At 73.5% G+C, this 23,922-nt stretch carries 18 protein-coding genes; 14 read left to right on the forward strand and 4 right to left on the reverse strand.

The window, feature by feature from the left end; genetic code table 11:
• Positions 1-741, reverse strand: coding sequence for an ABC transporter ATP-binding protein (locus tag SRB5_RS18345; RefSeq protein WP_153453308.1), 741 nt, complete (start codon positions 739-741; stop codon positions 1-3).
• Between the two features lie 130 nt (positions 742-871).
• Between SRB5_RS18345 and SRB5_RS18350 the strand changes: the two genes are divergently transcribed.
• The 3 genes from SRB5_RS18350 to SRB5_RS18360 are packed head-to-tail and all read left to right on the forward strand — an operon-like array spanning position 872 to position 3,618.
• Positions 872-2,134 carry a sensor histidine kinase gene (locus tag SRB5_RS18350; protein WP_407703937.1) on the forward strand — a complete coding sequence of 421 codons (1,263 nt, stop codon included), beginning with the start codon at positions 872-874 and terminating at the stop codon, positions 2,132-2,134.
• Entirely contained in the window at positions 2,122-2,772 is a 651-nt protein-coding gene (locus SRB5_RS18355) for a response regulator transcription factor (protein ID WP_323378120.1), read from the forward strand. The genes SRB5_RS18350 and SRB5_RS18355 overlap by 13 nt, the downstream gene beginning before the upstream one ends.
• 60 nt (positions 2,773-2,832) lie before the next feature.
• Entirely contained in the window at positions 2,833-3,618 is a 786-nt protein-coding gene (locus SRB5_RS18360) for an AfsR/SARP family transcriptional regulator (protein WP_153453310.1), read from the forward strand.
• Here SRB5_RS18360 and SRB5_RS18365 read toward each other — a convergent pair.
• Positions 3,566-4,141 carry a M23 family metallopeptidase gene (locus tag SRB5_RS18365; protein WP_153453312.1) on the reverse strand — a complete coding sequence of 192 codons (576 nt, stop codon included), beginning with the start codon at positions 4,139-4,141 and terminating at the stop codon, positions 3,566-3,568. The genes SRB5_RS18360 and SRB5_RS18365 overlap by 53 nt on opposite strands.
• A gap of 154 nt (positions 4,142-4,295) precedes the next feature.
• Here SRB5_RS18365 and SRB5_RS18370 point away from each other — a divergent pair, with 154 nt between their 5' ends.
• From SRB5_RS18370 to SRB5_RS18410, 9 genes are all read left to right on the forward strand, one after another.
• Positions 4,296-5,063: an ABC transporter ATP-binding protein gene (locus SRB5_RS18370; RefSeq protein WP_194292952.1), complete on the forward strand. Its 768-nt coding sequence runs from the start codon at positions 4,296-4,298 to the stop codon at positions 5,061-5,063.
• On the forward strand, positions 5,063-7,567 hold the full coding sequence (locus SRB5_RS18375; RefSeq protein ID WP_153453314.1) for an ABC transporter permease: 2,505 nt from the start codon (positions 5,063-5,065) through the stop codon (positions 7,565-7,567). Before SRB5_RS18370 ends, SRB5_RS18375 begins: the two co-directional genes overlap by 1 nt.
• Before the next feature lie 134 nt (positions 7,568-7,701).
• A complete protein-coding gene (locus tag SRB5_RS18380) occupies positions 7,702-8,157 on the forward strand; it encodes a tellurite resistance TerB family protein (protein WP_153453317.1) in 456 nt (151 codons plus the stop codon).
• A gap of 68 nt (positions 8,158-8,225) precedes the next feature.
• Positions 8,226-10,256 carry a S9 family peptidase gene (locus SRB5_RS18385; RefSeq protein ID WP_153453318.1) on the forward strand — a complete coding sequence of 677 codons (2,031 nt, stop codon included), beginning with the start codon at positions 8,226-8,228 and terminating at the stop codon, positions 10,254-10,256.
• A gap of 81 nt (positions 10,257-10,337) precedes the next feature.
• The gene (locus tag SRB5_RS18390) at positions 10,338-10,910 is read left to right on the forward strand and encodes a dihydrofolate reductase family protein (RefSeq protein WP_153453320.1); all 573 of its coding nucleotides are present in this window, start codon (positions 10,338-10,340) and stop codon (positions 10,908-10,910) included.
• A 147-nt stretch (positions 10,911-11,057) separates the two neighbouring features.
• Positions 11,058-12,662: a phosphodiester glycosidase family protein gene (locus SRB5_RS18395; RefSeq protein WP_323378121.1), complete on the forward strand. Its 1,605-nt coding sequence runs from the start codon at positions 11,058-11,060 to the stop codon at positions 12,660-12,662.
• Positions 12,663-12,739: 77 nt separating this feature from the next.
• Positions 12,740-13,741 (forward strand): alpha/beta hydrolase, encoded by a 1,002-nt coding sequence (locus SRB5_RS18400; protein WP_153453324.1) that lies wholly within the window; start codon positions 12,740-12,742, stop codon positions 13,739-13,741.
• 175 nt (positions 13,742-13,916) lie between these two features.
• Positions 13,917-16,073: a cellulase family glycosylhydrolase gene (locus SRB5_RS18405; protein ID WP_153453326.1), complete on the forward strand. Its 2,157-nt coding sequence runs from the start codon at positions 13,917-13,919 to the stop codon at positions 16,071-16,073.
• A gap of 121 nt (positions 16,074-16,194) precedes the next feature.
• Positions 16,195-17,277: a lytic polysaccharide monooxygenase auxiliary activity family 9 protein gene (locus SRB5_RS18410; protein WP_153453328.1), complete on the forward strand. Its 1,083-nt coding sequence runs from the start codon at positions 16,195-16,197 to the stop codon at positions 17,275-17,277.
• A gap of 49 nt (positions 17,278-17,326) precedes the next feature.
• Here the strand turns inward: SRB5_RS18410 and SRB5_RS18415 are convergent, their stop codons facing one another.
• Positions 17,327-19,237: an ATP-binding protein gene (locus SRB5_RS18415; protein ID WP_153453330.1), complete on the reverse strand. Its 1,911-nt coding sequence runs from the start codon at positions 19,235-19,237 to the stop codon at positions 17,327-17,329.
• 164 nt (positions 19,238-19,401) lie between these two features.
• On the opposite strand from SRB5_RS18415, the gene SRB5_RS18420 reads away from it, so the two are divergent.
• Together SRB5_RS18420 and SRB5_RS18425 are read left to right on the forward strand one after the other, a co-directional pair.
• Complete coding sequence (locus SRB5_RS18420) at positions 19,402-20,502, forward strand: Lrp/AsnC family transcriptional regulator (RefSeq protein ID WP_194292953.1); 1,101 nt, start codon at positions 19,402-19,404, stop codon at positions 20,500-20,502.
• Positions 20,503-20,906: 404 nt separating this feature from the next.
• Positions 20,907-21,938, forward strand: a complete 1,032-nt coding sequence (locus tag SRB5_RS18425) for a terpene synthase family protein (protein WP_153453334.1) — start codon at positions 20,907-20,909, stop codon at positions 21,936-21,938.
• A gap of 98 nt (positions 21,939-22,036) precedes the next feature.
• Here the strand turns inward: SRB5_RS18425 and SRB5_RS18430 are convergent, their stop codons facing one another.
• Entirely contained in the window at positions 22,037-23,848 is a 1,812-nt protein-coding gene (locus tag SRB5_RS18430; protein ID WP_323378122.1) for an alkyl/aryl-sulfatase, read from the reverse strand.
• Positions 23,849-23,922: the final 74 nt, after the last annotated feature.

The raw sequence follows: 23,922 nt of genomic DNA on the forward strand, positions 1-23,922 counted from the left end.
CTACTTCTCCCCCAACGCGACGAGACGGTCGGCCAGCTCCGGCGCCGTCGGCTCCCGCAGGGTCTCGACCACCCGGCCGTCGGCCATCACCAGCGCCGTATGGGCCCGGGCGGCGGCGGCCGGATCGTGCGTGACCATCACCACCGTCTGGCCGAGCTCGTCGACCAGCTCGCGCAGCAGCCGCAGCACCTCGTGGGCACCGCGCAGATCCAGCGCCCCGGTCGGCTCGTCCGCGAAGACCACCGCCGGACGGGTCACCAGCGCCCGTACGATCGCCGCCCGCTGCTGCTGCCCGCCGGAGAGCTCGCCCGGCCGATGACCGAGCCGGTCCGCGAGACCCACGCGCGCCACCAGCGTCCGCAGCCACTCCCGGTCGGGGGAGCGGCCCGCCAGGCGCAGGGGGAGGGTGATGTTGTCCTCGACGGTGAGCGACGGCACCAGGTTGTACGACTGGAAGACGAAGCCCACGCGCTCGCGGCGCAGCTCCGTACGCCGCGTCTCGCTCAGCCCGGCGATCTCGTGGCCGTCTATCGCGATGCCGCCCTCGGTGGGGGAGTCGAGCCCGGCGGCGCAGTGCATGAGCGTGCTCTTCCCGGACCCGGACGGGCCCATCACGGCCAGGAACGTCCCGTGCTCCACCGTCAACGAGACGTCGTCCAGGGCCCGTACGCCTCCCGGGTACGTCTTGCCGACGCGCGTCAGCGCGATGGCCGGGGTCCTGCCGGGGGCTGCCGTGCTCATTCGTATGCTCCTTCGGCGGACGGAGAATGGTCGTTGATCACGATTGTGGAGATCCCGCGGCCCGGATCCGATCCCGCAGGCAGCCCGGTTCCGGGTACAGCAGGCTGTACCTCTCCCGTAGATTCGTCGCGTGCACGCCGACCCCCCTCCCGTACCCCGCGGCCTGCGCGCCGTCGTCGTCCGCGCGGCCGGCGGGGCCGGCGCCGGGCTCGAGCAGCTGGTGGGCGGGTTCGGCACCGCGGTCGTCGCGCTGGCCGTCCTCGCGGCGCTCACGGTCGCCGCGGTCACCGTGCCGCTCGGCGCCGGACTGCTGCTGGCGCCGGGGGCGTTGCGCGCGCTGCACGCCCTCGCCGGCCGGGAACGCGACCGGCTGAGCCGGTGGGGGCCGGAGGTCGTCGCCCCCGACCCGGCGCCGGTCCGGCCGCGGGCCGCCCTCGCCGATCCCACCACCCGCCGCGAGCTGCGCTGGCTGGCACGCCACGCGACCGCCGGGTTCCTGCTGGGCACGCTCGGGGTGCTGTTGCCGCTGCTGGCCGTACGGGACTTCCTGTTCCCGGCGTACTGGCGGCTGGCCCCCCAGGACGCCAACGCCACGTCCCTGGGCCTCGGGCTCGCGACCAACTGGCCCGAGGCGTTCGCCGTGTCGGTGCTGGGCCTGTTCTGGGTCGCGCTGATCGCCGTCGCCGCCCCCGGCCTGGCCCGCCTCCAGGCGGCGCCCGGCAGGCGGCTGCTGTCCGCCGGACCCGAGACCGACCTGTCCCTGCGTATCGCCGAACTCACCGCCACCCGTGCCGCCGCCCTGGACGCCCACGCCGCCGAACTCCGCCGCATCGAACGCTCGCTGCACGACGGCACCCAGAACCGCCTCGTCACCGTCACCGTCCTGCTCGGCGCCGCCCGCCGCATGGCCGCCCGCGACCCCGCCGGCGCCGACGCCCTCCTCGAACGCGCCCAGGGCGCCGCCGAACAGGCCCTCGCGGAACTGCGCTCCGTCGCCCGCGGCATCCTCCCGCCCGTCCTCGCCGACCGCGGCCTCGAAGGCGCACTCAGCGGCCTCGCCGCGTCCTGCGCGGTCCCCTGCCGGCTCGACGCCGACGCGCCCGCCCGCTGCGCCGCCACCGTCGAGGCCACCGCCTACTTCGTCGCCGCCGAGGCCCTCACCAACGTCGCCCGGCACAGCGGCGCCCGCCACGCCGCCGTCACCGTCCGCGGCGGCGCCGGCCGGCTGCGGCTGACCGTCACCGACGACGGCCGGGGCGGCGCCGACGAGGAGGGCGGCACCGGACTGACCGGCATCCGCCGCCGCGTCGCCGCGCTCGACGGCACCCTCACCCTGACCAGCCCGCCGGGCGGCCCGACGACACTCGAGGTGGAACTGCCGTGCGGATCGTGATCGCCGAGGACGACCCCCTGCTGCGCGAGGGCCTGGCCCTGCTGCTGCGCGCGGAGGGCCTGGACGTCGTCGCCACCGCCGGCACCCCCGACGACGCCCTCGCCGCCATCGGCGAACACCACCCCGACGTCGCCGTCCTCGACGTACGGATGCCGCCGACGCACACCGACGAGGGCATCAGGGCGGCCGTCGAGGCCCGCCGCCGGGTGCCGGGGCTGCCCGTCCTCGTGCTGTCCGCGTACGTCGAGCAGAGCTTCGCCCGCGACCTGCTGGGCGGCGGCGTGGGCGGGCTCGGCTATCTGCTGAAGGAACGGGTCGGCCGCGTCGAGGAGTTCCTGGACGCCCTGCACCGGGTCGCCGGCGGCGGCACCGCCATCGACCCCGAGGTGGTCGCCCAGCTCTTCACCCGCAGCCACCGCGACACCCGCCTCGAACGCCTCAGCCCCCGCGAACGGGACGTCCTCGCGCTGATGGCCGAGGGCCTCGGCAACGGCGCCATCGCCGAACGGCTCGTCGTCACCGAGGGCGCCGTGCACAAGCACATCCGGAGCATCTTCGCCAAGCTCGACCTGTCGCCGGCGGACCGCACGGACCGCCGGGTTGCGGCCGTCTTGCGCTATCTGGAGGACCGCGGGTGACTCCTGTTGCGCGTGTGCTCGCGTCGCTACGCTGACCCCCTCGGGGGAAGGTGCGGACGGATGAGGGAACCCACGTTCGGGATACTCGGGCCGCTGGCGATCCGCGGGCGGGACGGGACGGCCGTCGCCGTCGGCGGGCCCAAGCCGCGCGCCGTACTGGCGACACTGCTGCTGCGGCCGGGGGCGTTCGTGTCGCTGGACACGCTGACGGAGGTCCTGTGGCCGCGGAGCACGCCGCAGTCGGCGGTGGCCAACATACGGACGTACATACGCGCGTTACGGGCCGCGCTGGAGGCGGCCGGGGTGGAGTCGGGCAGACTCCGCACCTGCCACGGCGGCTACGTCCTCGACGTCCACCCGTACGACCACGACCTGCTGCTCTTCGAACGCCGGCTGGAGCGGGCCCGGAAGACGGGACAGCCCTCCGCCGCGTTACGGGCCTGCCTGGACGCGCTCTCCCTCTGGCGCGGGCGCGTGCTCCAGGACCTGCCGGGGAGCGTGCTGTGGGACCCCGCGCTCACCCGTATCGAGCAGCTGCGGGCCGTCGCCCAGGACGAGTCCCTGCGCCTGCGGCTGCGCATCGGCGATTACGGTCCGCTTGTCGCGGAATTGCGCGGCCGGATCGCCGCCGAGCCGCTGCGCGAGGATCTGTGGCTGCTGCTCGTCCGGGCCCTGCAGGGCGCCGGCCGTATCGCAGAGGCCCGGGTCGCGTACGCCGGGGCCCGGCGGCTGCTCGCCGCCGAGCTCGGCGTCGCGCCCGGGTCCGCGCTGCGGGCGGCGGGGGAGGCGCTGTTCAGCAGCCGTTCGTGCTTGTCTGGTAGCGCGCGAGGAAGTCGTTCCAGGTGACGCCCTGGACGACGGCGACGACGACCGAACCGTCGTGTATCTGCTCGTAGTGCAGATGCGGCGAGAGCGTGTAGATGGCGGACGTCGCGCCGACGGTGCCTATGCGCTGCCCGCGGGAGACGGTGGCGCCCTTCGCCACGTCGCGGGTCTTCAGATGGGCGTAGCGGGTGCGCCAGCCGTTGCCGTGGCCGACGACGATGGTGTTCCCGTAGCCGGTGGTGGTGTCGTAGTACGACGAGAGCACCGTGCCCTGGGCGCTCGCCAGGACGCGGCGGCCGCGGTCGTCGGGGTTGCCGGCGGCGTCGTAGTGGTTCCAGTCGATGGAGTGCGCCGGGCTGTGCCCGTTCCAGTTCGATCCGCGCCAGGACTGGCCGCAGACGAACGGCATCCGGAACGCGGGCCGGGTGGCGGCGGCGGTCGCGGCGGCGCTGTTCTCGGCCGCGAACACCGGGGCTCCCTGCAGCATCGCGGCGCCGAGCGCCAGTGCGGCGACCGCGGCGGTGCTGACTCCTCGCCTTGCCATGGATCCTCCCGTGGGGTGGTGGGAACGATCCGGCGATTGAAGGAGACCGGCATACAAAGCACATACAAGGAGCCCCGCCCGAGGGTTGTCCCCCCGGTCAGGAGTGGGGGCAGCACCATGTTCCCGGGGCGGCCGGCTTCCTAGCCTCGGAGGAATGAGCAGCCGGGGTACGACGATGTCCGAGGAACTGTTGCGGCTCGAGGACGTGCGGAAGGTGTACGGACGGGGGCGCGGGGAAGTCACCGCGCTGGCCGGGGTGTCCCTGGGCTTCCGGCGGGGGTCGTTCACCGCCGTGATGGGGCCCTCCGGGTCGGGGAAGAGCACGTTCCTGCACTGCGCCGCGCTGCTGGACAGGCCCACGTCCGGGCGGGTGCTGCTGGAGGGACGGGACCTGACGGCGGCGAGCGAGCGGGCGCTGACCCGGATGCGGCGGCAGCGGATCGGGTTCGTCTTCCAGAGCTTCAACCTGCTGCCCGCCCTGACTGTCGTCGACAACGTGACCCTCCCCCTGCGCCTGGCCGGCCGGCGGCCCGACCGCCGGCTGGTGGACGACGTCATCGAACGCACCGGGCTCGCGTCCCGCCGCAGACACCGGCCCGGTGAGCTGTCCGGCGGACAGCAGCAGCGGGTGGCGATCGCGCGGGCGCTGGTCACCCGGCCGGTGCTGCTCTTCGGGGACGAGCCGACCGGGGCGCTGGACACCCGGACGGCGCTGGAGATCCTGGGGCTGCTGCGCGAGGCGGTGGACACCGGGGAGCAGACGGCGGTGGTCGTCACGCACGATCCGGTGGTCGCCGGGCACGCGGACCGGGTGGTGTTCCTGGTGGACGGCCGGGTGAGCGCCGAGCTGACCCGGCCCACCGTCGAGGAGGTGGCCGGGCGGATGACCCGGCTGGGGGCGTGGGGGGAGCTGGCCGGCTGATGGTGGGGCTCGCGCTGAAGACGCTGCGGTTCCGTACGGGCGCCTTCCTGGCGGCGCTCGTCGCGCTGTTCGCCGGCGGGGTCGTCGTCCAGGGCTGCGGGGGGCTGCTGGAGACCGGGATCCGGGGGGACGTACGGGCCGAACGGCTCGCCGCCGCGCCGGTGGTGGTCACCGGCAGCCAGGACTACCCGGGGCACGCCGTCGGCACGGCGACCGATCCCATGACGGAACGGGTGCTGCTGGACGCGGATGTGGCGGACGCCGTGGCGAAGGTGCCGGGGGTACGGGCGGCCGTGCCGGACGTCTCCGTCCCGGTGACCGTGCTCGGCGCCCGCTCGGTCGGCGCCACCGGCCACGGCTGGTCGGGCGCGGCGCTCGCCCCGTACCGCCTCGTCGCGGGCGTCCGGCCGCGTGCGGACGGCGACGTGGTCCTCGACCGGACCACCGCGTCCGCCCTCGGCGTCCGCCCCGGCGCGCGGCTCGAGGCGGCGGTACGCGGCGTCCCGCACACCTTCCGCGTCAGCGGGGTCGCCGCGAGCCCGGCCACCGGCCGGCCGGTGCTGTTCTTCACCGACGCGCGGGCGCGGCGCCTGTACGACCGCCCGGGGAAGATCGACGACGTCGGCGTACTCGCCGCCCCGCACACCGACCCGGCGGCCCTCGCCGACGCCATCGGGGACGCCGTGCCCGGTGTACGGGTGCTGCGCGGCGCCGACCGGGGGGTGGCCGAGTTCCCGGAGGCGATCAGCGGGCGGCAGAATCTCATCCCCCTCGCGGGCGCGTTCGGGGGACTGGCCGCCATGGTCGCCGTGTTCGTGGTGGGCAGCACCGTCGGCATGCTGGTCCAGCAACGGCGCCGCGAGATGGCCCTGATGCGGACGATCGGCGTCACGCCGGGGCAGGTGCGGCGGATGGTCATGGCGGAGACGGCCGTGGTCGCGCTGTTCGCGGCGGGGCTGTCGCTGGTGCCGGGGTCGGCGTTCGGGCACGTCCTGTACGACGTGCTGGTCGAACGGGAGCTGATCCCCGGCGAGATGGTCTTCCGGCAGGGGTACATCCCCCGGCTCGCGGGCCTCGGGACGACGCTGCTCACCGCGCTGGCCGCCGCGTTCATCGCGTCCCGGCGGGTGTCGCGGGTACGGCCGACGGAGGCGATGGCGGAGGCGACGCTGCAGACGCGGTGGGTGAGTCCGGTGCGGGCGGTGCTGGCCGTGCTGACGCTGGGCGGTGCCACCGCGCTCGCCGTTGTCACGGCGACGGTGATGACGGGGCCGGTCGCGGCCAGTACCGCCGCGCCCGCCGCGATGCTGTGGGCGGTCGGGATCGCGCTGGTGTCCCCGGGGTTGTGCCGGTGGCTGGCGGTGCTGCTGCGGCCGGTGGGGTGGCTCACCGGGCTGCCGGGACGGCTGGCGACGGAGAACGCGTCCGTGCGAAGGGTCCGGCTGGCGGCGGCCGTCGTACCGATCATGCTGGTCACCGGGCTGGCCACCGCGCTGATCTATCTGCAGACCAGTCAGGACGAGGCGAGCGGACGGATGTTCGCCGACGGCCTGAAGGCGGACGCCGTGGTCACCTCGCCGTACGGCGCGCTCCCGCCCTCCCTCGTGCCCGCGCTCGCCCGGCTGCCGCAGGTCGCCGGGGCGTCCGCGTCGGTGCCGGGGGAGGGTCGGCTGGAGACGGTGGCCGGCGACCGTACGGTCCGGCCGTCCCGTATCGACCTCCAGGGCGTCACCGCCTCCGGCGCCCCGCAGACCGTCGGACGACCGGCCGTCCGGGGCGACTTCGCGGACCTGACGGGGGACAGCATCGTGCTCCCCGCCGACCGGGACGCACGGGTCGGCGACCGGGTACGGCTGCGCTGGGGCGACGGGGAGGTGAGCGTGCTGACGGTCGTCGGCACGTTCGAGCCGCCGCGCGGGTTCGGGTACGCGATGGTGCCGGCGGAGGCGCTGCTCCCGCACACCACCGGCGGTGAACTCCCGCAGATCCTGGTGAAGGCGAAGCCCGGTGTGCTGCCGGAGGAACTGACCGGCGCGCTGCGAAAAGCCGCCCCCGGCCAGATCGTCGCGGACCGCGCCGAGGCGAAGGCTGCGTACGGGCAGGGCGACCCCACCGGCCGGGCGGCGACGTGGCTGCTGGCCTCCGTGGTCGTCGGCTACGCGGTGATCGCGCTGGTCAACGCGCTGATCGTGGCCACCGCCGAACGCCGCGCCGAATTCGCCCTGCAGCGGCTGATCGGCGCCACCCGCGCCCAGGTGCTGGCGATGACGGCCGTCGAGGCCCTGGTCACCGCGCTGGCCGGAATCGTCCTCGGGACCGCCGTGGCAGCCGGTGCGCTGATCCCGTTCGGGCAGGCGCTGGACGGGTCGGTGCTGCCCGGCGGACCGCGGTGGATCTACGCGGCGATCGTCACCGGCGCCGTGACCCTGACGTTCGCCGCGATCCTGCTCCCCGCGTCCCTCGCCCTGCGGGCCCGGCCCGGGGAGGCCGCCGTCGCGCCTTGACCGTGCGGTTACCCACCGACCGCTTGGCCGCTGTGCGGCCTAATCGGCTAGTTTCTTACCTGCCGCGGAGAGCCGCGGCGTATCGGAAGCCGTCGGGGGTGAGTCGGGCCCCGACCCGACTGTCTGGAGAGTTCATGGCGCTGTGGGATGTCCTCAAGGAATCGATCGCGAAGATACAGGCGGCCCTGCTCGCGAAGAAGCACGACCTGAAGGGCGCCGCCTTCCGTGACGCCAGCATGGCGATCTGCGCGCTGGTCACCGCCGCCGACGGGAAGATCGACCCCGCGGAGCGCCAGCGGGTCGCCAAGCTGATCACCACGAACGAGGTCCTCCAGCACTTCCCCGCCGAGGATCTGCGCCAGCTGTACGAGGCCAACCTCGAGCGCCTCGCCGCCGACTTCGACTTCGGCAAGGTGGCCGTGCTGCAGGAGATCGCCAAGACCAAGGAGAAGCCCGTCGAGGCGCGGGCGACGATCCAGATCGGCATCGTCATCGGCGGCGCGGACGGCACGTTCGGCGAGGAGGAGAAGAACGTGATCCGCGAGTCCTGCTACGCGGTCGGCCTGCTCCCCTACGAGTTCGACCTGTAGGGAAAGGGCTTGCAGGACGGGGGTATTCCCCCTGTTCCCGGTGGCGTCCGCGCGGCAGAATCGCCCGCATGCCCAAGAACACCCGTGGCACGACCGCGTTTCACGATCTGAGCGCCTTCGTCGCCACCCCCCGCGTCTCGTCCCTCGCGCTCTCGCCCGACGGAACCCGGCTGATCGCCGCCGTGCAACAGCTCGGCGGCGACGGCACCCGGTTCGTGTCGGGCCTGTGGGAGCTGGACCCGGGCGGGGAGCGGGAGGCGCGGCGGCTGACCCGGTCCGTGAAGGGCGAGTCCGCCCCGGCGTTCGGGCCCGACGGGACGCTGTACTTCCTCTCCGCCCGCGCCGACACCGACCCGGCCGCCGCCTCCGGTTCCGGTTCCGGTGACGACGCGGGCGCCGCGCTGTGGGCGCTGCCCGAACGCGGCGAGGCGGTCGTCGTCGCCCGCCACCCCGGCGGCATCGAGGGCTACGCCGTCGCCCGTGACGCCGGGACCCTCGGCTGGATCGCCGGTCTGCTGCCGGGGGCCGCCGACGCCGAGGCGCACGGCAAGCTCCGCAGGGCCCGCGACGAGGCCAAGGTCACCGCGATCCTCTACGAGTCCGGGCCCACCCGGGCCTGGGACCACGACCTCGGCCCCGAGGAGCCGCACGCGTTCGTCCGCGGCGAGGGCGGCGCGGTGACCGACGCCGGCGGGCTCGGGATCGGGCTGGAGGACCCGTCCGACGTGGCGCTGTCGCCCGACGGCACGCGCGTGGCGTACACCCGCTTCGAGCCGGGGCAGGTGCCGGACGGACACCGCAGTGCGGTGGTCGTGGCCGACGCGGCGAGCGGGGAGGAGCTGAACGTACTCGGCGGGGCCGAATTCATGTACGAATCCCCGGTGTTCACCGGCGACGGGGCGGGCCTGATCTGCGTCCGGAACACCTACGCCACGTACGACACCCCCTGGGACTCCACCCTCGTCCACCTCGACCTGACCACCGGCGAGGAGCACGACCTCCTCCCCGGCTTCCCGAACTGGCCCTCCGCCGCGACCGTCTCCCCGGCGGACGGCACCCTCTGGTTCACCGCCGACGAACGCGGCCACGCCCCCGTCTTCCGCCGCGCCCCCGACGGCACCGTCACCCGGCTCACCGCCTCCGGCGCGTACACCTCCCTGCGCGTCACCCCCGACGGCCGCACCCTCTACGCCCTGCGCAACGCCATCGACAGCCCGCCCCGTCCCGTCCGCCTCGATTCCGCCGCCGTCGACCAGACCCCCGCCGCGATCCCCGCCCCCGGCGACACCGGCGAACTCCCCGGCACCCTCACCGAGGTCACCGCCACGGGCGACGACGGCTTCCCCCTGCGCGGCTGGCTCGTGCTGCCCGAGGGAGCCTCCGCCGCGCACCCGGCCCCGCTGTTCGTCGCCGTCCACGGCGGACCGCAGAGCAGCTGGAACGCCTGGACCTGGCGCTGGAACCCGTGGCCCTTCGCCGCCCGCGGCTACGCCGTCCTCCTCCCGGACCCCGCCCACTCCACCGGCTACGGCCAGGCCAACCACGAGCGGTCCTGGGGCGACTGGGGCGGCCGGCCGCAGGCCGACGTCCTCGCGCTGGCCGACGCCACCGTGGCCCGCCCCGACATCGACGCCGGACGCACGGCGCTGGGCGGCGGCTCGTACGGGGGCTATATGGCCAACCGGATCGCCACCCGCACCGACCGCTTCAAGGCGATCGTCACGCACGCCGGACTGTGGGACATGCGGGCGTTCCAGAACGACACCGACAGCCCCTGGTACTTCCAGCGCATCTTCGGCGACCCGCTGACCCGCCCCGAGCGCTACGGCACCGACTCCCCGCATCCGGACGTCGCGGCGATCCGCACCCCGATGCTGGTGATCCACGGGGCGAAGGACTACCGCGTACCGGTCGGCCAGGGGGCGGCGCTCTTCCAGGAGCTGCAGCGGCACGGGGTTCCGGCGTCGTACCTGTACTTTCCCGACGAGAACCACTGGATCCTCGCCCCGAACCACACCCGTGTCTGGTATGAGGCTTTCATGGCGTTCCTGGACCACCATGTCCTGGGAACGGCCTGGCACCGCCCCGAACTGCTGTGAGCAGACGCCGATGAGTTCTCGCGCCTCCCGCGGTCAGTACGGGCAGCAGGAAAAACAGCGACCCGATGCAAGGAGACCGCAATGCGCACCCTGATCAGCTCGGCCTTCGTCTCGCTCGACGGCGTCATGGAGGCCCCGGGAGGCGAGGAGGGCTATCGCAACTCCGGCTGGACGTTCAAGGACATGGAGTTCGTGCCCGAGGCGTACGAGCTCAAGGGCCGGGAGATGCAGGAGGCGTCCGCCATGCTGCTGGGCCGGGTCAGCTACCAGGCGTTCAGCCCGGTCTGGCCGGCCATGGAGGAGTTCGCGGCGTACCGGCCCATGCCCAAGTACGTCGTGTCGACCACCCTCGGCGAGAAGGACCTCGTCGAGGGCTGGGGCGAGCAGACGATCCTGCGCTCGCTGGACGACGTCGCGGCGCTGAAGGAGACCGAGGGCGGGCCGATCATCGTCCACGGCAGCATGGCGCTCAACCACGGACTGGCCGACGCCGGGCTGATCGACCGGTACCACCTGCTGGTGTTCCCGCTGCTGCTGGGCGCGGGCGGGCGGCTGTTCAGCAGCGCGGACAAGGACACGCAGAAGCTGAAGCTCGTCGAGCACGAGGCGTACGCGAACGGCATCCAGAAGAACGTCTTTGACGTCGAACACTGAATGGCTGCCGGCTTAACTCCCTCCCCAACTGGCCCGCGAGTCTTGACTCTTGATGGTTGTAACGCGCATCTTTGGCGCAGTTCCAATCATCGGGCGCTGTGGGTTCCAGCCACCCGTAGGGCGCCCCATCGTGATGAGAGTGGTGCCGTGAAGCACAGATTCCTCGGTACGGGCGTCGCGCTCGGCCTCCTCGTCCTTACGGGCGCGTCCGTCCCCGCCGCCCAGGCCCAGCCCGCGCCCGGGCTCCCCCTCGGACCCGCGGGGCTGAGCGAGACCCGGGCGACGACGACCCTCGAGCCCGGCGTCACCCTCACCCGCATCGTGCGCGGGGCCGAGGCGGCGCCGCTGCCCTGGACGGTCGAGATGGTCGTCCCCGGCGGCGCGGGATCGCCGGACCCCGACGCGCCGGCCACCGCGCTGCGGGACCGGGCGAGCGCCGAGCAGCTGGCCGCCGCGCTGGACGCGGACGGGTTCGGCGCGCGGGCCGAGGAGGTGACCACGCCGGCGACCGCCGACTTCGCCGGGGGTTCGCTCGGCTGGCGGGTCCGGGTGGGTTCGTTCGGGTCCAATGCCGACGCGACCGCCGAGCGGACGCGGCTGCGGAACGCCGGTTACACGGGGACCGCCTGGTACACCGGGTGGGACGGGGAGTCCGCCGACCCCGGGCCGTGGCGGGTGGACGTGCTGACCATCGACCCGAGCCGCTTCCACGGGCGGCTCACCGGGTCGTACGGGCCCGACATCGAGGCCCGCGAGACCACCACCGCGCTGTCGCGGGCCGCCGGCGCCCTCGCGGCGGTCAACGCCGGGTTCTTCGTCCTCGACCCCAAGGCCGGCGCCCCCGGCGACCCAGCCGGGGTCGGCGTGTACGACGGGCGGCTGCTGAGCGAGCCGGTGAGCGGCAGGCCGGCGCTGGTCGTCCAGGAGGGCGGCCGGCGGGCGAGCGTCACCCGGCTCGACTGGGACGGGAAGGTCACCGGCCCGCACGGGAGCCTGGCGCTGGACGGGATCAACCGCGTACCGAACCTCATCCGCAACTGCGGCGGCACCGCGGACGACCTCCCGACCGCCCACCCGATGCACGACCTGACCTGCACCGACACCGACGAACTCATCGCCTTCACCCCCGAGTACGCGGGCAGCACCCCGCAGGGCGAGGGCGTCGAGGCCGTCCTCGACCGGCGCGGCGAGGTCGTCCAGCTCCGCTCCCCGCGCGGCGGCGGCCTCCCGGCCGGCGGCAGTTCGGTCCAGGCCACCGGCACCTCGGCCGCCGCGCTGACGGACCTGGCCCGCCCCGGCGAGAGGCTGCGCGTCACGGGCACGCTGCTCGACGGCCGCGGCGCCCATGTCGACCCGTCGCCCGGCACCAGCATCGTCAACGGCGGCCCCGAGCTCGTACGCGACGGCCGGCTGCACGTCACGCCGGCCGCCGACGGCATGGTGCAGCCCGGGAACGTGAACTTCTACTACGGCTGGATGCACAAGCGGAACCCGCGCACCATCGCGGGCACCGACGCGCAGGGCCGCATCGTGCTCGTCACCGCCGACGGACGCGCCACCGACTCGCTGGGCCTCAGCATCCCCGAGGCCGCGGCGGTCGCGAAGTCGCTGGGGCTGCGCGACGCCGTGAATCTCGACGGCGGCGGTTCCACGACGATGGTCGTCGGCCAAGAGATGATCAATCATCCGTCCGACGCGACGGGTGAACGGCCCGTGGGCGACGCGCTGCTGATCCTGCCGGGCCGCGACTGACCTGCCCGAAGAACGCCCCCGCCGGGAATCGCACCCGGCGGGGGCCTGTCCTGTCATCGCCGATCGCCGGAGGCCCCATGAGAGTTCCCATCTCCCGTCGAGTCCGTCTCCTGCTCCTCACCCTGCTGCTCGTCCTCGTCCCGGCCCCCGCCGTCCTCGCGGACGACGCACCCCCGTCCGCCGCCGAAGCCGCCGGTGCCGCCGGCGCCCAGGTCGTCGCCGTCGAACAGGTCGCCGAGCGCCAGGTCGATCTGACGGTACGCTCCACCGCCCTCGGCGGCCGCACGGTCAAGGTCCGGCTGCTCACCCCCGACGGCTGGAACCCGGCCGACAAGCGGCAGCACTGGCCCACCTTCTGGCTGCTGCACGGCTGCTGCGGCGACTACACCTCCTGGACCGCCCTCACCGACGTGGCCGACACGCCCGCCCTGCGCAAGGTGCTGGTCGTCATGCCCGAGGCCGGCTGGAACGGCTGGTACAGCGACTGGTGGAACTACGGCGCCGGCGGCGACCCCGCGTGGGAGACCTTCCACACCAAGGAGCTGCCGCAGCTGCTCGAGCACGGCTGGGGCGCGAGCACCAACCGGGTCGTGGCCGGCCTGTCGATGGGCGGCCAGGGCGCGCTGCTGTACGCGGCCCGCCACCCGGGGATGTTCCGGGCCACCGCGGCGTACTCCGGCTCCGCGCACCCCCTGCTCAACGAGGAGTCCGTGAACCGGATCCTCGGCTACTTCGCCGGCCAGGGCGGCGACCCCCTGCGGGTCTGGGGCGACCCGGTCGCCCAGCGCGCGATCTGGCAGGCGCACGACCCGTACTACCTGGCGCACGCGCTGAAGTCGATCCCCGTCTACCTCTCGTGCGGCGACGGCAGTACGGGACCGCTCGACCCGCCCGGCCGCACCAGCGAACTGGAGACGGACTTCAACCGGCAGAACCACGCGCTTGCCGACCAGCTCCGGCGGGCCGGCGCCACACAGCTCGTGACCCACTTCTACGGCCCCGGCACCCACGCCTGGGCGTACTGGCAGCGGGAACTGCACGCCTCGCTGCCGATGCTGCTGCGCGCGCTGCACGTCTGACGCCCGCCGGGCGCGCGGGGCTCGGCCCGCGCGCCCGGGGGATTCCACCGCTCTTCCGCCCGCGCACTGTTGACATGCGCAGCGCACGGTGGCTTCATGGTGGAGCGGCTGGGAGCGCTCCCATCTCGGTTGCTGCGAATCGACGTCTCTTGATCGACGGAAGGCAGCACACGTTATGGGGCACATCCTTGCCCGACGCCCGCGCGTCCCGGGAAGAAGAAGACGCGGGCTGCGGGCCCGTATCGCCGGAGCGGCCGCCGCCGCGCTGCTCTGTGTGACGGGGGCCGGCACCGGCACCGGACTGGTCGCGTCGGCGGCCGAACCGCCCGAGCAGGCCGTATCCGCGGCCGCCGCGGCTCCCGGTGACGACTGGCTGCACACCAGCGGCAACAAGATCGTGGACTCCGCCGGCCACGAGGTCTGGCTCACCGGCGCCAACTGGTTCGGCTTCAACGCCTCCGAGCGCGTCTTCCACGGCCTGTGGTCCGCGAACATCACCACGCTCACCCGTTCCATGGCCCAGCGCGGCATCAACCTCGTCCGCGTCCCCATCTCCACCCAGCTGCTGCTGGAGTGGCGCGCCGGCCAGGCCACCGTGCCCAGCCAGGTGAACACCTATGCGAACCCCGAGCTGACCGGCAAGACGACGCTCGAGGTCTTCGACTACTTCCTCTCCCTGTGCAAGCAGTTCGGCATCAAGGTGATGCTCGACGTGCACAGCGCCGAGGCGGACAACTCCGGGCACGTCCAGCCGGTGTGGTGGAAGGGCACCATCACCACCGAGAACTTCTACACGGCCTGGGAATGGGTCACGACCCGCTACCGCAACGACGACACGCTCGTCGCGATGGACGTGAAGAACGAGCCGCACGGCACCGCGAACACCTCGCCGCGCGCCAAGTGGGACAGCTCGACGGACCAGGACAACTTCAAGTACGCCTGCCAGACCGCGGGCCGCCGGATGCTGGCGATCAACCCCAACGTGCTGATCCTCTGCGAGGGCATCGAGATCTACCCCAAGGCGGGCGTGAGCTGGACCTCCACCACCCCCACCGACTACTACGGCATGTGGTGGGGCGGCAATCTGCGCGGCGCCCGCGACCACCCCGTCGACCTCGGCGCGGGCAACAACGACCAGCTCGTCTACTCCCCGCACGACTACGGGCCGCTGGTCTTCCAGCAGCCGTGGTTCTCCGGCGAGTGGAGCCGTACGACGCTGGAGCGGGACGTCTGGGACCCCAACTGGCTGTACCTCCACAAGGAGAACAAGTCCCCGCTGCTCATCGGCGAATGGGGCGGCTTCATGGACGGCGGGCCGAACGAGAAGTGGATGAAGGCGCTGCGCGACCTGATCGTCGACAACCGCATCCACCAGACGTTCTGGTGCATCAACCCCAACTCCGGTGACACCGGCGGTCTGCTGAACAACGACTGGACCACCTGGGACGAGGCGAAGTACGCGCTGCTCAAGCCCGCGCTGTGGCAGAGCGGCGGCAAGTTCGTCAGCCTCGACCACGAGGTCCCCCTGGGCGGCGAGGGCTCGACCACCGGCATCAGCGTCTCCGACGTGTACGGCGGCGGGAACCCCGACGACACCACCGCGCCGAGCACCCCGGGCGCGGTCGCGGCGGGCGCGTCGACGCCGTCGTCCGTCACGCTGCGGTGGAACGCGTCGACCGACGACACGGGCGTCACCGCGTACGAGATCTACCGCGACGGCGTGCTGATCGCCACGGTGACCGGCACCTCGTACACCGACACCGGCCTCAGCCCCGAGACGACGTACCGCTACACCATCCGCGCCCGGGACCGGGCCGGCAACCGCTCCCCGTTCACGTCTCCGTTCTCGGTGACGACACCACCGGGCGAGCCGGAGCCCACCGGGTCGGTGGCGGTGCGCTACCGCAACGGGGACTCCTCGGCCACCGACAACCAGATCCGGCCCAGCCTCCAGGTCGCGAACACCGGCCAGGGCGGCCTGGACCTGGCCACGACGACCGTCCGCTACTACTTCACGCGCGACGGCTCCGCCTCGGTCAACGCCTACTGCGACTACGCCGCCGTCGGCTGCGCCGGGCTGAAGCTGAGCGTCGTCACGCTGCCGGCGCCGGTCGCGGGCGCCGACTCGTACCTTGAGGTCGGCTTCGCCTCCGGCTCGCTCGCGGCCGGGGCGAACACCGGGGACATCCAGCTGCGGCTGGCCAAGTCCGACTGGTCGAACTTCGACGAGACGGGCGACTACAGCCGCGGTACGGCCACGTCCTGGACCGACGCCCCGAAGATCCCGGCGTACACCGGCACCAGCCTCGCCTGGGGCACCCCGCCGGCGTAAGAGCGTACGAACGCACCACCCGTACCACCCGCAAGAGCCGCACCGACGTCCCGCCGGCCGGAAGCTCCCACCGGCCGGCGGGACACCCTCACACCCGACACCCCCCGGGAGGAAACCCCCCATGCTCACCCGCCTACGGCGACCCAAACCGCTCGTCTCACTGCTCGCAGTGCTGGCGACCCTGGCGACGGCGCTCGTCGCGTTCTCGGCGAGCCCCGCCGCGGCGCACGGCGCGATGATGACGCCCGGCAGCCGCACGTATCTGTGCTGGCAGGACGGACTGACCCCGCAGGGCAACATCGTGCCCGTCAACCCGGCGTGTCAGACCGCCGTCGCGACGTCCGGCGCGAACTCGCTCTACAACTGGTTCTCGGTGCTGCGCTCGGACGGCGCCGGCCGCACCCGCGGCTTCATCCCCGACGGCCAGCTGTGCAGCGGCGGCAACCCGAACTTCACCGGCTACAACAACACTAACGTGAACTGGCCGGTCACCCATCTGACGGCGGGCGCGAACTGGCAGTTCAAGTACAGCAACTGGGCCGCGCACCCCGGCACCTTCCACATGTACGTCACCAAGTCGACGTACGACCCGAGCAAGCCGCTGGCCTGGAGTGACCTGGAGGACACGCCGTTCCTGTCGGTCACCAACCCGGCGATGGTCGGCTCGCCCGGCAGCAACGACGGGCACTACTACTGGAACGGCAACCTGCCGAACAAGTCGGGCCGCCACCTCATCTACAGCGTATGGACCCGCTCCGACAGCCAGGAGACGTTCTACGGCTGCTCCGACGTCACCTTCGACGGCGGCAACGGTGAGGTCACCGGCGTCGGCCAGCCCGGCAGCGGCGACCCCGGCGACGGCGACCCGGGCGACGGCGACCCGCCGACCGGCACCCAGACCTGCACGGCCACCCAGCGCACCACCGGCAGCTGGACCGGCGGCTACCAGGGCGAGGTCACGATCAAGAACACCGGCACCGCGCCGCTGCCGAGCTGGATGGTGCACGCGACGCTGCCGAGCGGCGCGCGGATCGACTCCCTGTGGAACGGCACGTACACCCTCTCGGGGACGAACCTGACGGTGCACAACGCCGCCTGGAACGCCACCGTGGCACCGGGCGCGACCACGACGTACGGCTTCGTGGTCCAGGGGGCCGACGCTCCGGCGTCCGCGCCGGCGCTCACCTGCATGACCAGTATGTGAACCGACGCCGTGCCCGGGTCCCCCTCGCGGGACCCGGGCACGCGCGCGTTCACACCGTCCGTACGAGCCCGCGCAGCCCCACGCGCGCCCCGCTCGCGTACGCCTGTTCGCGCCGGGGCTGCGGCAGGCCCGCCGTCAGCAGCGCCTCGCAGCGGCGGCGGGCAGGTTCGCGGTACGGGGCCGGGGGGCCGGCCAGGCCCAGGCCGTCGACGGCGCCCAGCAGCCGGGCCGCGCGGATCAGCCGCCCCGTCTCGGCCTCCAGCACGGCCAGCTGCTCGGCGGCGCACACGGCGCCGAAGCCGGTGCCGTACGCCAGATGCGTGCGTACCGCCCCCTCCGCCGCGTCGTGGGCGGCCGTCAGATCCCCGGCGCCCTGCAGCAGCTCGGACCGCGCCCGCAGCAGCCAGGCCTCGGCGAACGGGTCGTCCGCCACGTCCGGACGCGCCACCTCCCGAGCCTGCGCCGGGTCGGTGCGGGCCAGGGCGAGGGCGAGGGAGACGCGGATCAGCTCCCGGCCGGGGCCGAAGGGCGTGGTGTCGTCGAGGAGCCCCAGACTCGCGCGCAGCTCGGGGATGGCCCCGGCGGGGTCGCCGCTCCACAGGGCGATCGCGCCGCGCAGATGCGCCAGCAGGCCCAGGCAGTGGGCGTCGTCGTCCCGGGCGGCGGACCGCGTCGCTTCGGCGATCAGCCGGGCGGCCGTCGCCGGGGCGCCGCAGTCCAGCTCCAGCCACGCCGACAGCCACAGCGCGCGGGCGGGCGCCGGGGCGGGCAGCGCGTCGAGCGCCGTACGCAACCGCTCGCGCCCCTCCGCCGCACGTCCGCACACCACCCACAGGAACCACAGCCCCACCGCGACGTCCAGCGCCGTCCCGGCCTCCGCGGTCGCCGAGCCCGGCGCGGTACGGGGGTCCATCGCCGCCCGCAGATCGGCCAGTTCGGCCAGGGCCAGCTCCCGGGCCTGCGACTGCCGCCCCGCCCGCCACCACGCGGCGGCCTGCCACGCCCGGCCCACGAACCACCGCCGGTGATGCAGCAGCAGGGTCTCGTACTCACCCCCGCGCCCCAGCTCCCGCGCCCCCAGCGCGCGCAGCGCGGCGGGCAGCAGCCGGCGGGAGCCCGCGGCGTCCGGGACCGGGAGCAGGGTGAACGGCGCGATCCGGGCCAGCGTCGCGCGCACCTCGTCGGCCGCCAGTGCGCCCCAGACGCACACCGCGAGCACGGCATCGTTGTCGAACGCCCCGTGGAACACCGACAGCCGCCGCCACAGCAGGCGTTCGGCCTCCGAGCAGCGCCCGTAGGACCGGGCGGCGGACTCGGCCCAGCGCCCGTCGTGGGTGAACGCGTGCTCCATCGCGTCGAGGTCGCCCGGCGCGGTGTCCGGCCCCGCCAGCCACGCCGACGCCTCCACCAGCGCCGCCGGGATCCCCTGCGCGCGCCGGCACGCCTCGGCCGCGAGCGCCGGATGCGCCTCGACGACCGCGTCCGCGCCCGGGTGGTCGGCCAGCAGGGCCACGGCGGGCAGCCGCCGCAGGTCCGGCGTGGGAGCGTCCGGCGCCGGCACCGCCAGCGGGGGCAGCACCAGCACGTCCTCGCCCGGCAGCCCCAGCGGCCGGTCCGCCACCACCAGCAGCCGCAGCCGCGGGGATACGTCAAGGAGTTCGGCGACCAGGGCCGGATGGTCCCAGCCGTCCAGCACGAGCAGCGCCTCGCGCCCGCCCGCGAACCGGCGCCGCAGCCGCTCGGCCAGCCCGCCGGTGTCGCCCGCTCCCGACACCCACACCACGTCGCGTCCGTCGCGCAGCCGGGCCTGCTCGGCGACCTCCCGCCCCAGCCCGGTCGTGCCCACCCCCGGCACCCCCGTCAGCGTGACCAGCCGGGTGGCGTGCAGGCGCATCAGCACCGCGTCCACCTCGCGGTCCCGCCCCCTCAAGCGCCCGCCACCGGGCGGGACTTCGCTCATCGCCCCCGAACCTCCGCAGTCCGACGCAGCCGAAAACCAGTCCCCGTTGTATGACAGCGCCATATACCGGGTCGACCGGATAGGCTCCGGAACCCATGGTGGCGGCGCGCGCGGGCGCACTACCGGCTTTTGGAGGAGATCCACCGAGGAGAGGACGCGGGCACGTGAAATCCGTCGTCACGGAGGTGGATCTCACACTGATCGACGCGCTGCGCCTGGCCCCCAGGGCCAGCTGGGCGCAGCTCTCCGCCGTACTGCGGGTCTCGCCGGACACCCTGGCCCGGCGCTGGGCACGGCTGACCGAACAGGGATGTGCCTGGGCGGGCGCACTGCCGCTGGGGGCGGGCGAGACGGGGCTGTGCGCCGCCTGGCTGGAGGTCGACTGCGTGCCCGGGCAGGCGGACGTCACCGCGACGGCGCTCGTCGACGACCCCGGCAATCTGTTCGTCGCGCATGTCACGGGCCGCGCCGATCTGCTGGCCCAGGTGATCCGGCCCGACCCCGCGGACATCGACCGCTATGTGACCGAGCGGGTGCACCGGCTGCCGGGGGTGCGGGCCACCCGGCTGCGGCTGATCACCTCCGTGTACGGGCGGGTGCCGCCGGGGCCGCACGGCAGGCTGACGCCGGCGCAGCGGGGGCGCCTCGTCGAGCTGGGGCCGCAGCCGGCGCGCGGCGCGTTCCGGGTGGAGGCGCCCGACCGGGCCGGGCGGCGGCTGCTGCTGGCGCTGGCCGAGGACGCGCGGCGGAGCGCGGCGGCGCTGGCGGAGCAGTGCGGGCTGAGCGAATCGACGGTGCGCCGGCGGCTGGAGACGATGGAGCGCGGGCCCGCCTTCCAGTACGTGTGCAAGGTGGCCCCGCGCTACTCGGGGCGCCCCGTGTGGGCGCTGATCGGGGCGCGGGTGCCGCCCGCCGAGATCCCGACGGCGTCGTCCGCGCTGACCCGGCTGCGCGGCACCCGGACGGTGACGACGGTGACCGGCCCGTACAACCTCGCCGTGTGCGCCTGGCTGACGTCGCCGGGCGGGCTCACGGACTTCACGCAGGCCGCGACCCGGCTGGTGCCGCGGATGCGCGTCGACGACACCACGATCGCTCTGCGCCATCGCAAACTCGGCGCCCATGTGCTCTCGGCCGAGGGCCTGAACGAACGATTTGTGCCACCGGATGTCTGGATGGACGCAGAAACGTTCGGGCGGCGGATGTCCCCGTCCGTGGCGGGAAACGGGCGCGACGGCGGCGAAAACGGGGATCACCGGGCCTGAAATCCCGGTGAATTGGCCGGAATTCGTGGGGTGCTCGACCGGAAGACTTCTCCCTACCCGTGAGTTCGGCGATTGAAACCTGGGAGATCGAAAACGGTCATGAACGTCGCTGTGGATCACTGAAAGCGTCGTCGCAGGTCGTGGAGTCATTCATTCCGTTGCATATGCCGGTCCGGTCCGGTCGTTCGAAAATGACCCGGACGTCAGTTCGGAGGGAGTAGCGTGCTGAAGTCGGACGCCTACCTGGGGTAGGGGCATATTCGAGCCAGGTAAGCCTATGGCAAGTCATGAACGGTTATGCGCCATTCGGCAGGGGGAGGCTTCGGGCGACTCGCGTCACTTACGGGCTGAAGCCGCGTGCACACGCTCGCAAGTGAAAACGTCCGGAACCGAGGAGACCACCCGTGAGCATCGCGCACGAACTGCCCGTGACGATGGAGATACCGGCGCTCTGGTGCCCCGTCGAACACCGGCTGCATCCCGAGGCCGAGGGCGCGGACGACCGTCTGTTCCTCTGGGCCAGGAAGTTCGACCTGATCCGCAGCGACGCCGCCGCGGACCGCTTCTACAACGCCGGCTACGGCTACTTCTGCGCCGCGACCTACCCCCGCGCCCGCAGACTCGACCTGATGTCGGAGTGGAACGCCTACAACTGGATCCTCGACGACCTCCTCGACGAGGGCCACGCCGACACCACCCACGAGGACCGGATACGCATCTGCCGGGAAGTCCTCGCCCAGATGCCGCCGGACATGAACGCCCCCCGCCCCACCAGCCCGCTCACCGCGGCGGCCGCCGACCTGTGGGAGCGCTCGGCCCGCCCCATGTCCGTGGCCTGGCGCAAGCGTTACGTCGCCCACTACGCGGACTGGGTCGGCCAGTCGATGCTCCAGCACGTGCCGGACGAACCGCGGGACGCGGCCAGCCTCTACACCCATCTGCGGCGCCGCCGGATCCACTCCGGCTGCGAACTCAGCTTCGACCTGATCGAGACCGGCAACCTCAGCGAGGTCCCCGAGGAGATCACCTCGGTCGACGCCTACGAGGCGGTCCGCGCGTCCGCCTCCGACGCGATCTGCTGGACGAACGACGTGTACTCCATCCGCAAGGAGACGGCCCGCGGATCGTACGACCATCTGGTGCCGTTCCTGCTGGACCAGCAGTCCACCGACTGGCCCGGGGCGCTGGCCTCGGCGTCCGCCATGATCGAGACGGCCACCCGGGACTATCTCGCCGCCTGCCGCGATCTACGGGCGCTGCGCCCGCTGTTCGGGATGCCCGACGAGGCCTGGTCCCGGGTCGAGGACTCGATGAACGACCTCGGACTGTGGATCGCCGGCAGCCTGCACTGGCACCGGTGGTCGCCGCGCTACTCGGTGGTGGAGACGACCCCCGACGGGCGCACCCCCAGCTACATCGAATGGCACGTGGCCTGAGTTGGCCGCGCATCCCGTGGAACACGCCGGGCCGGCCCGCGGGTCGGCCAGCTCCACCACGGGGTGACGACCGAGGCGTGCCGACCGCGGTGTGACAACTACGGCGTGACCACGGGGAACGCCGGGTCGGGTGTCTCCAGCAACGACAGCAGGGTGGCCAGCACACCCGGGTCCCCGGTGTGGGCGAGGCCGTCGAGGCCGCCGCCGGCGAGGACGCCGGGCAGTCGCTCCCGGGTGAGGGTGAGCGTGAGGTCCGCGTCGCCGCCGGGCTCCGCGGGGTGGTGGACCAGGACGCCGTTGGACAGGGTCGTGCGGTACGTCTCGTCGGGGGCGGTGAAGGTCCACAGGACGCTCAGGGCGTGGGGCCAGGCGCGGGGGCCGTCGATCCGGATCGCGAGGGCGTCGAAGAGCTGCTCCACGGTCAGGGCCGTGGCCATGGCGGCGGGGGACACGGGCATCGGGGTGACGCCGGTGCGGAGTTCCCGGGCGGCCGTGAGATAGCTGTTGCGCCAGGTGCCGCATTCGGCGCCGTGGCCGAGGCGTTCGAAGACGTCGGCGAGGAGTGCGGTGGCGCCGGGGTGGGCGGGGTCGGCGAAGGTGGCGTGCTTGAGCAGCTGGGCCGCGAAGCGGAGGTCGCCGTCGGCCGCGTAGGCGCGGGCCTTGCCGACGACCGCGTCGACGCCGCCCATGCAGTCGGCGTAGCGGAGGGCGGACTCGGTGGGCGGGTGCTCCCAGAGGGAGGCGGGGTGGCCGTCGTACCAGCCCATGTAGCGCTGGTAGATCGCCTTGACGTTGTGGCTGACGGAGCCGTAGTAGCCGCGCGCGTGCCAGGCGCGGGCGAGTGGCGGCGGGAGCTCGAGCTCCTCGGCGATCTCGGTGCCGGTGAGGCCGCGGTTGAGCAGGCGGAGGGTCTGGTCGTGGAGGTAGCCGTAGAGGTCGCGCTGCTCCGACAGGAACCGGGTGAGGCGCCCGGTGCCCCAGGTGGGCCAGTGGTGGGAGGCGAACACGACGTCGGAGCCGGCGGCGTACAGGCCGATCGCCTCGGTGAGGTAGTACGACCAGATCCGGGCGTCGCGGACCAGGGCGCCGCGCAGGGTGAGGATGTTGTGCAGCGTGTGGGTGGCGTTCTCCGCCATGCACAGGGCGCGGCGCTCGGGGAGATGGAAGTTCATCTCGGCCGGCGCCTCCGTGCCCGGCGTGAGCTGGAAGCGGAACAGCACGCCGTCCAGGCCCTCCTCCTGGCCTGTGCGGGTGATCTCCAGGGTGGGCGGGGGCAGGGAGGGCGTGCCGGAGGAGGCGGTGAAGCCCAGCCCGACGCCGATCAGCCCGCGCGGGCCCGGCTCCAGCCCGGCACCGGTGTGGTAGACGCCGCGGCGCAGCATCGCGGTGCCGGCGTAGACGTTCTCGGCGACGGCCTGCTCCATGAAGCCCCGCGGGGCGACGATCTCCACGTCGTCGTCCGGGCCGACGACCCCTTCGGTGCCGCCGAAGTGGTCGATGTGGGAGTGCGTGAACACCACCGCGGTGACCGGCCTCGGCCCCCGGTGCGCGCGGTAGAGGGCGAGCCCCTCGGCGGCGCACTCGGCGGAGATCAGCGGGTCGACGACGACCACGCCGCGCTCGCCCTCGACCAGGGTCATGTTCGACAGGTCGAAGCCCCGGATCTGGTACACCCCGCCGGTCACCTCGTACAGCCCGGCACGGGCGCACAGCCGGCTCTGCTGCCACAGCCCCGGATGCGCGGTGTCCGGACACGGCTCCCGCAGGAACGCCGTCGCGCCGAAGTCCCACACGACCCGCCCGTCCGCCGCCGTGACCCGCTCCCGCGCCGGCCGCGCCACCAGCCCCCGGTCGGCGTCCTCGTCGTCGGCACGGTCGGCGGAGTCGGGGTCGGCGTCGGCACTGCTCACGGACGGACCTCCAGATCGGCCGGGGACATCCCGGCCCCGCCATCCTCGACCGCCCCCGGCTCCCGCGCCCGCCG

This window comes from Streptomyces smaragdinus (genome assembly GCF_009604385.1).
Classification (GTDB): Bacteria; Actinomycetota; Actinomycetes; order Streptomycetales; family Streptomycetaceae; genus Streptomyces; species Streptomyces smaragdinus.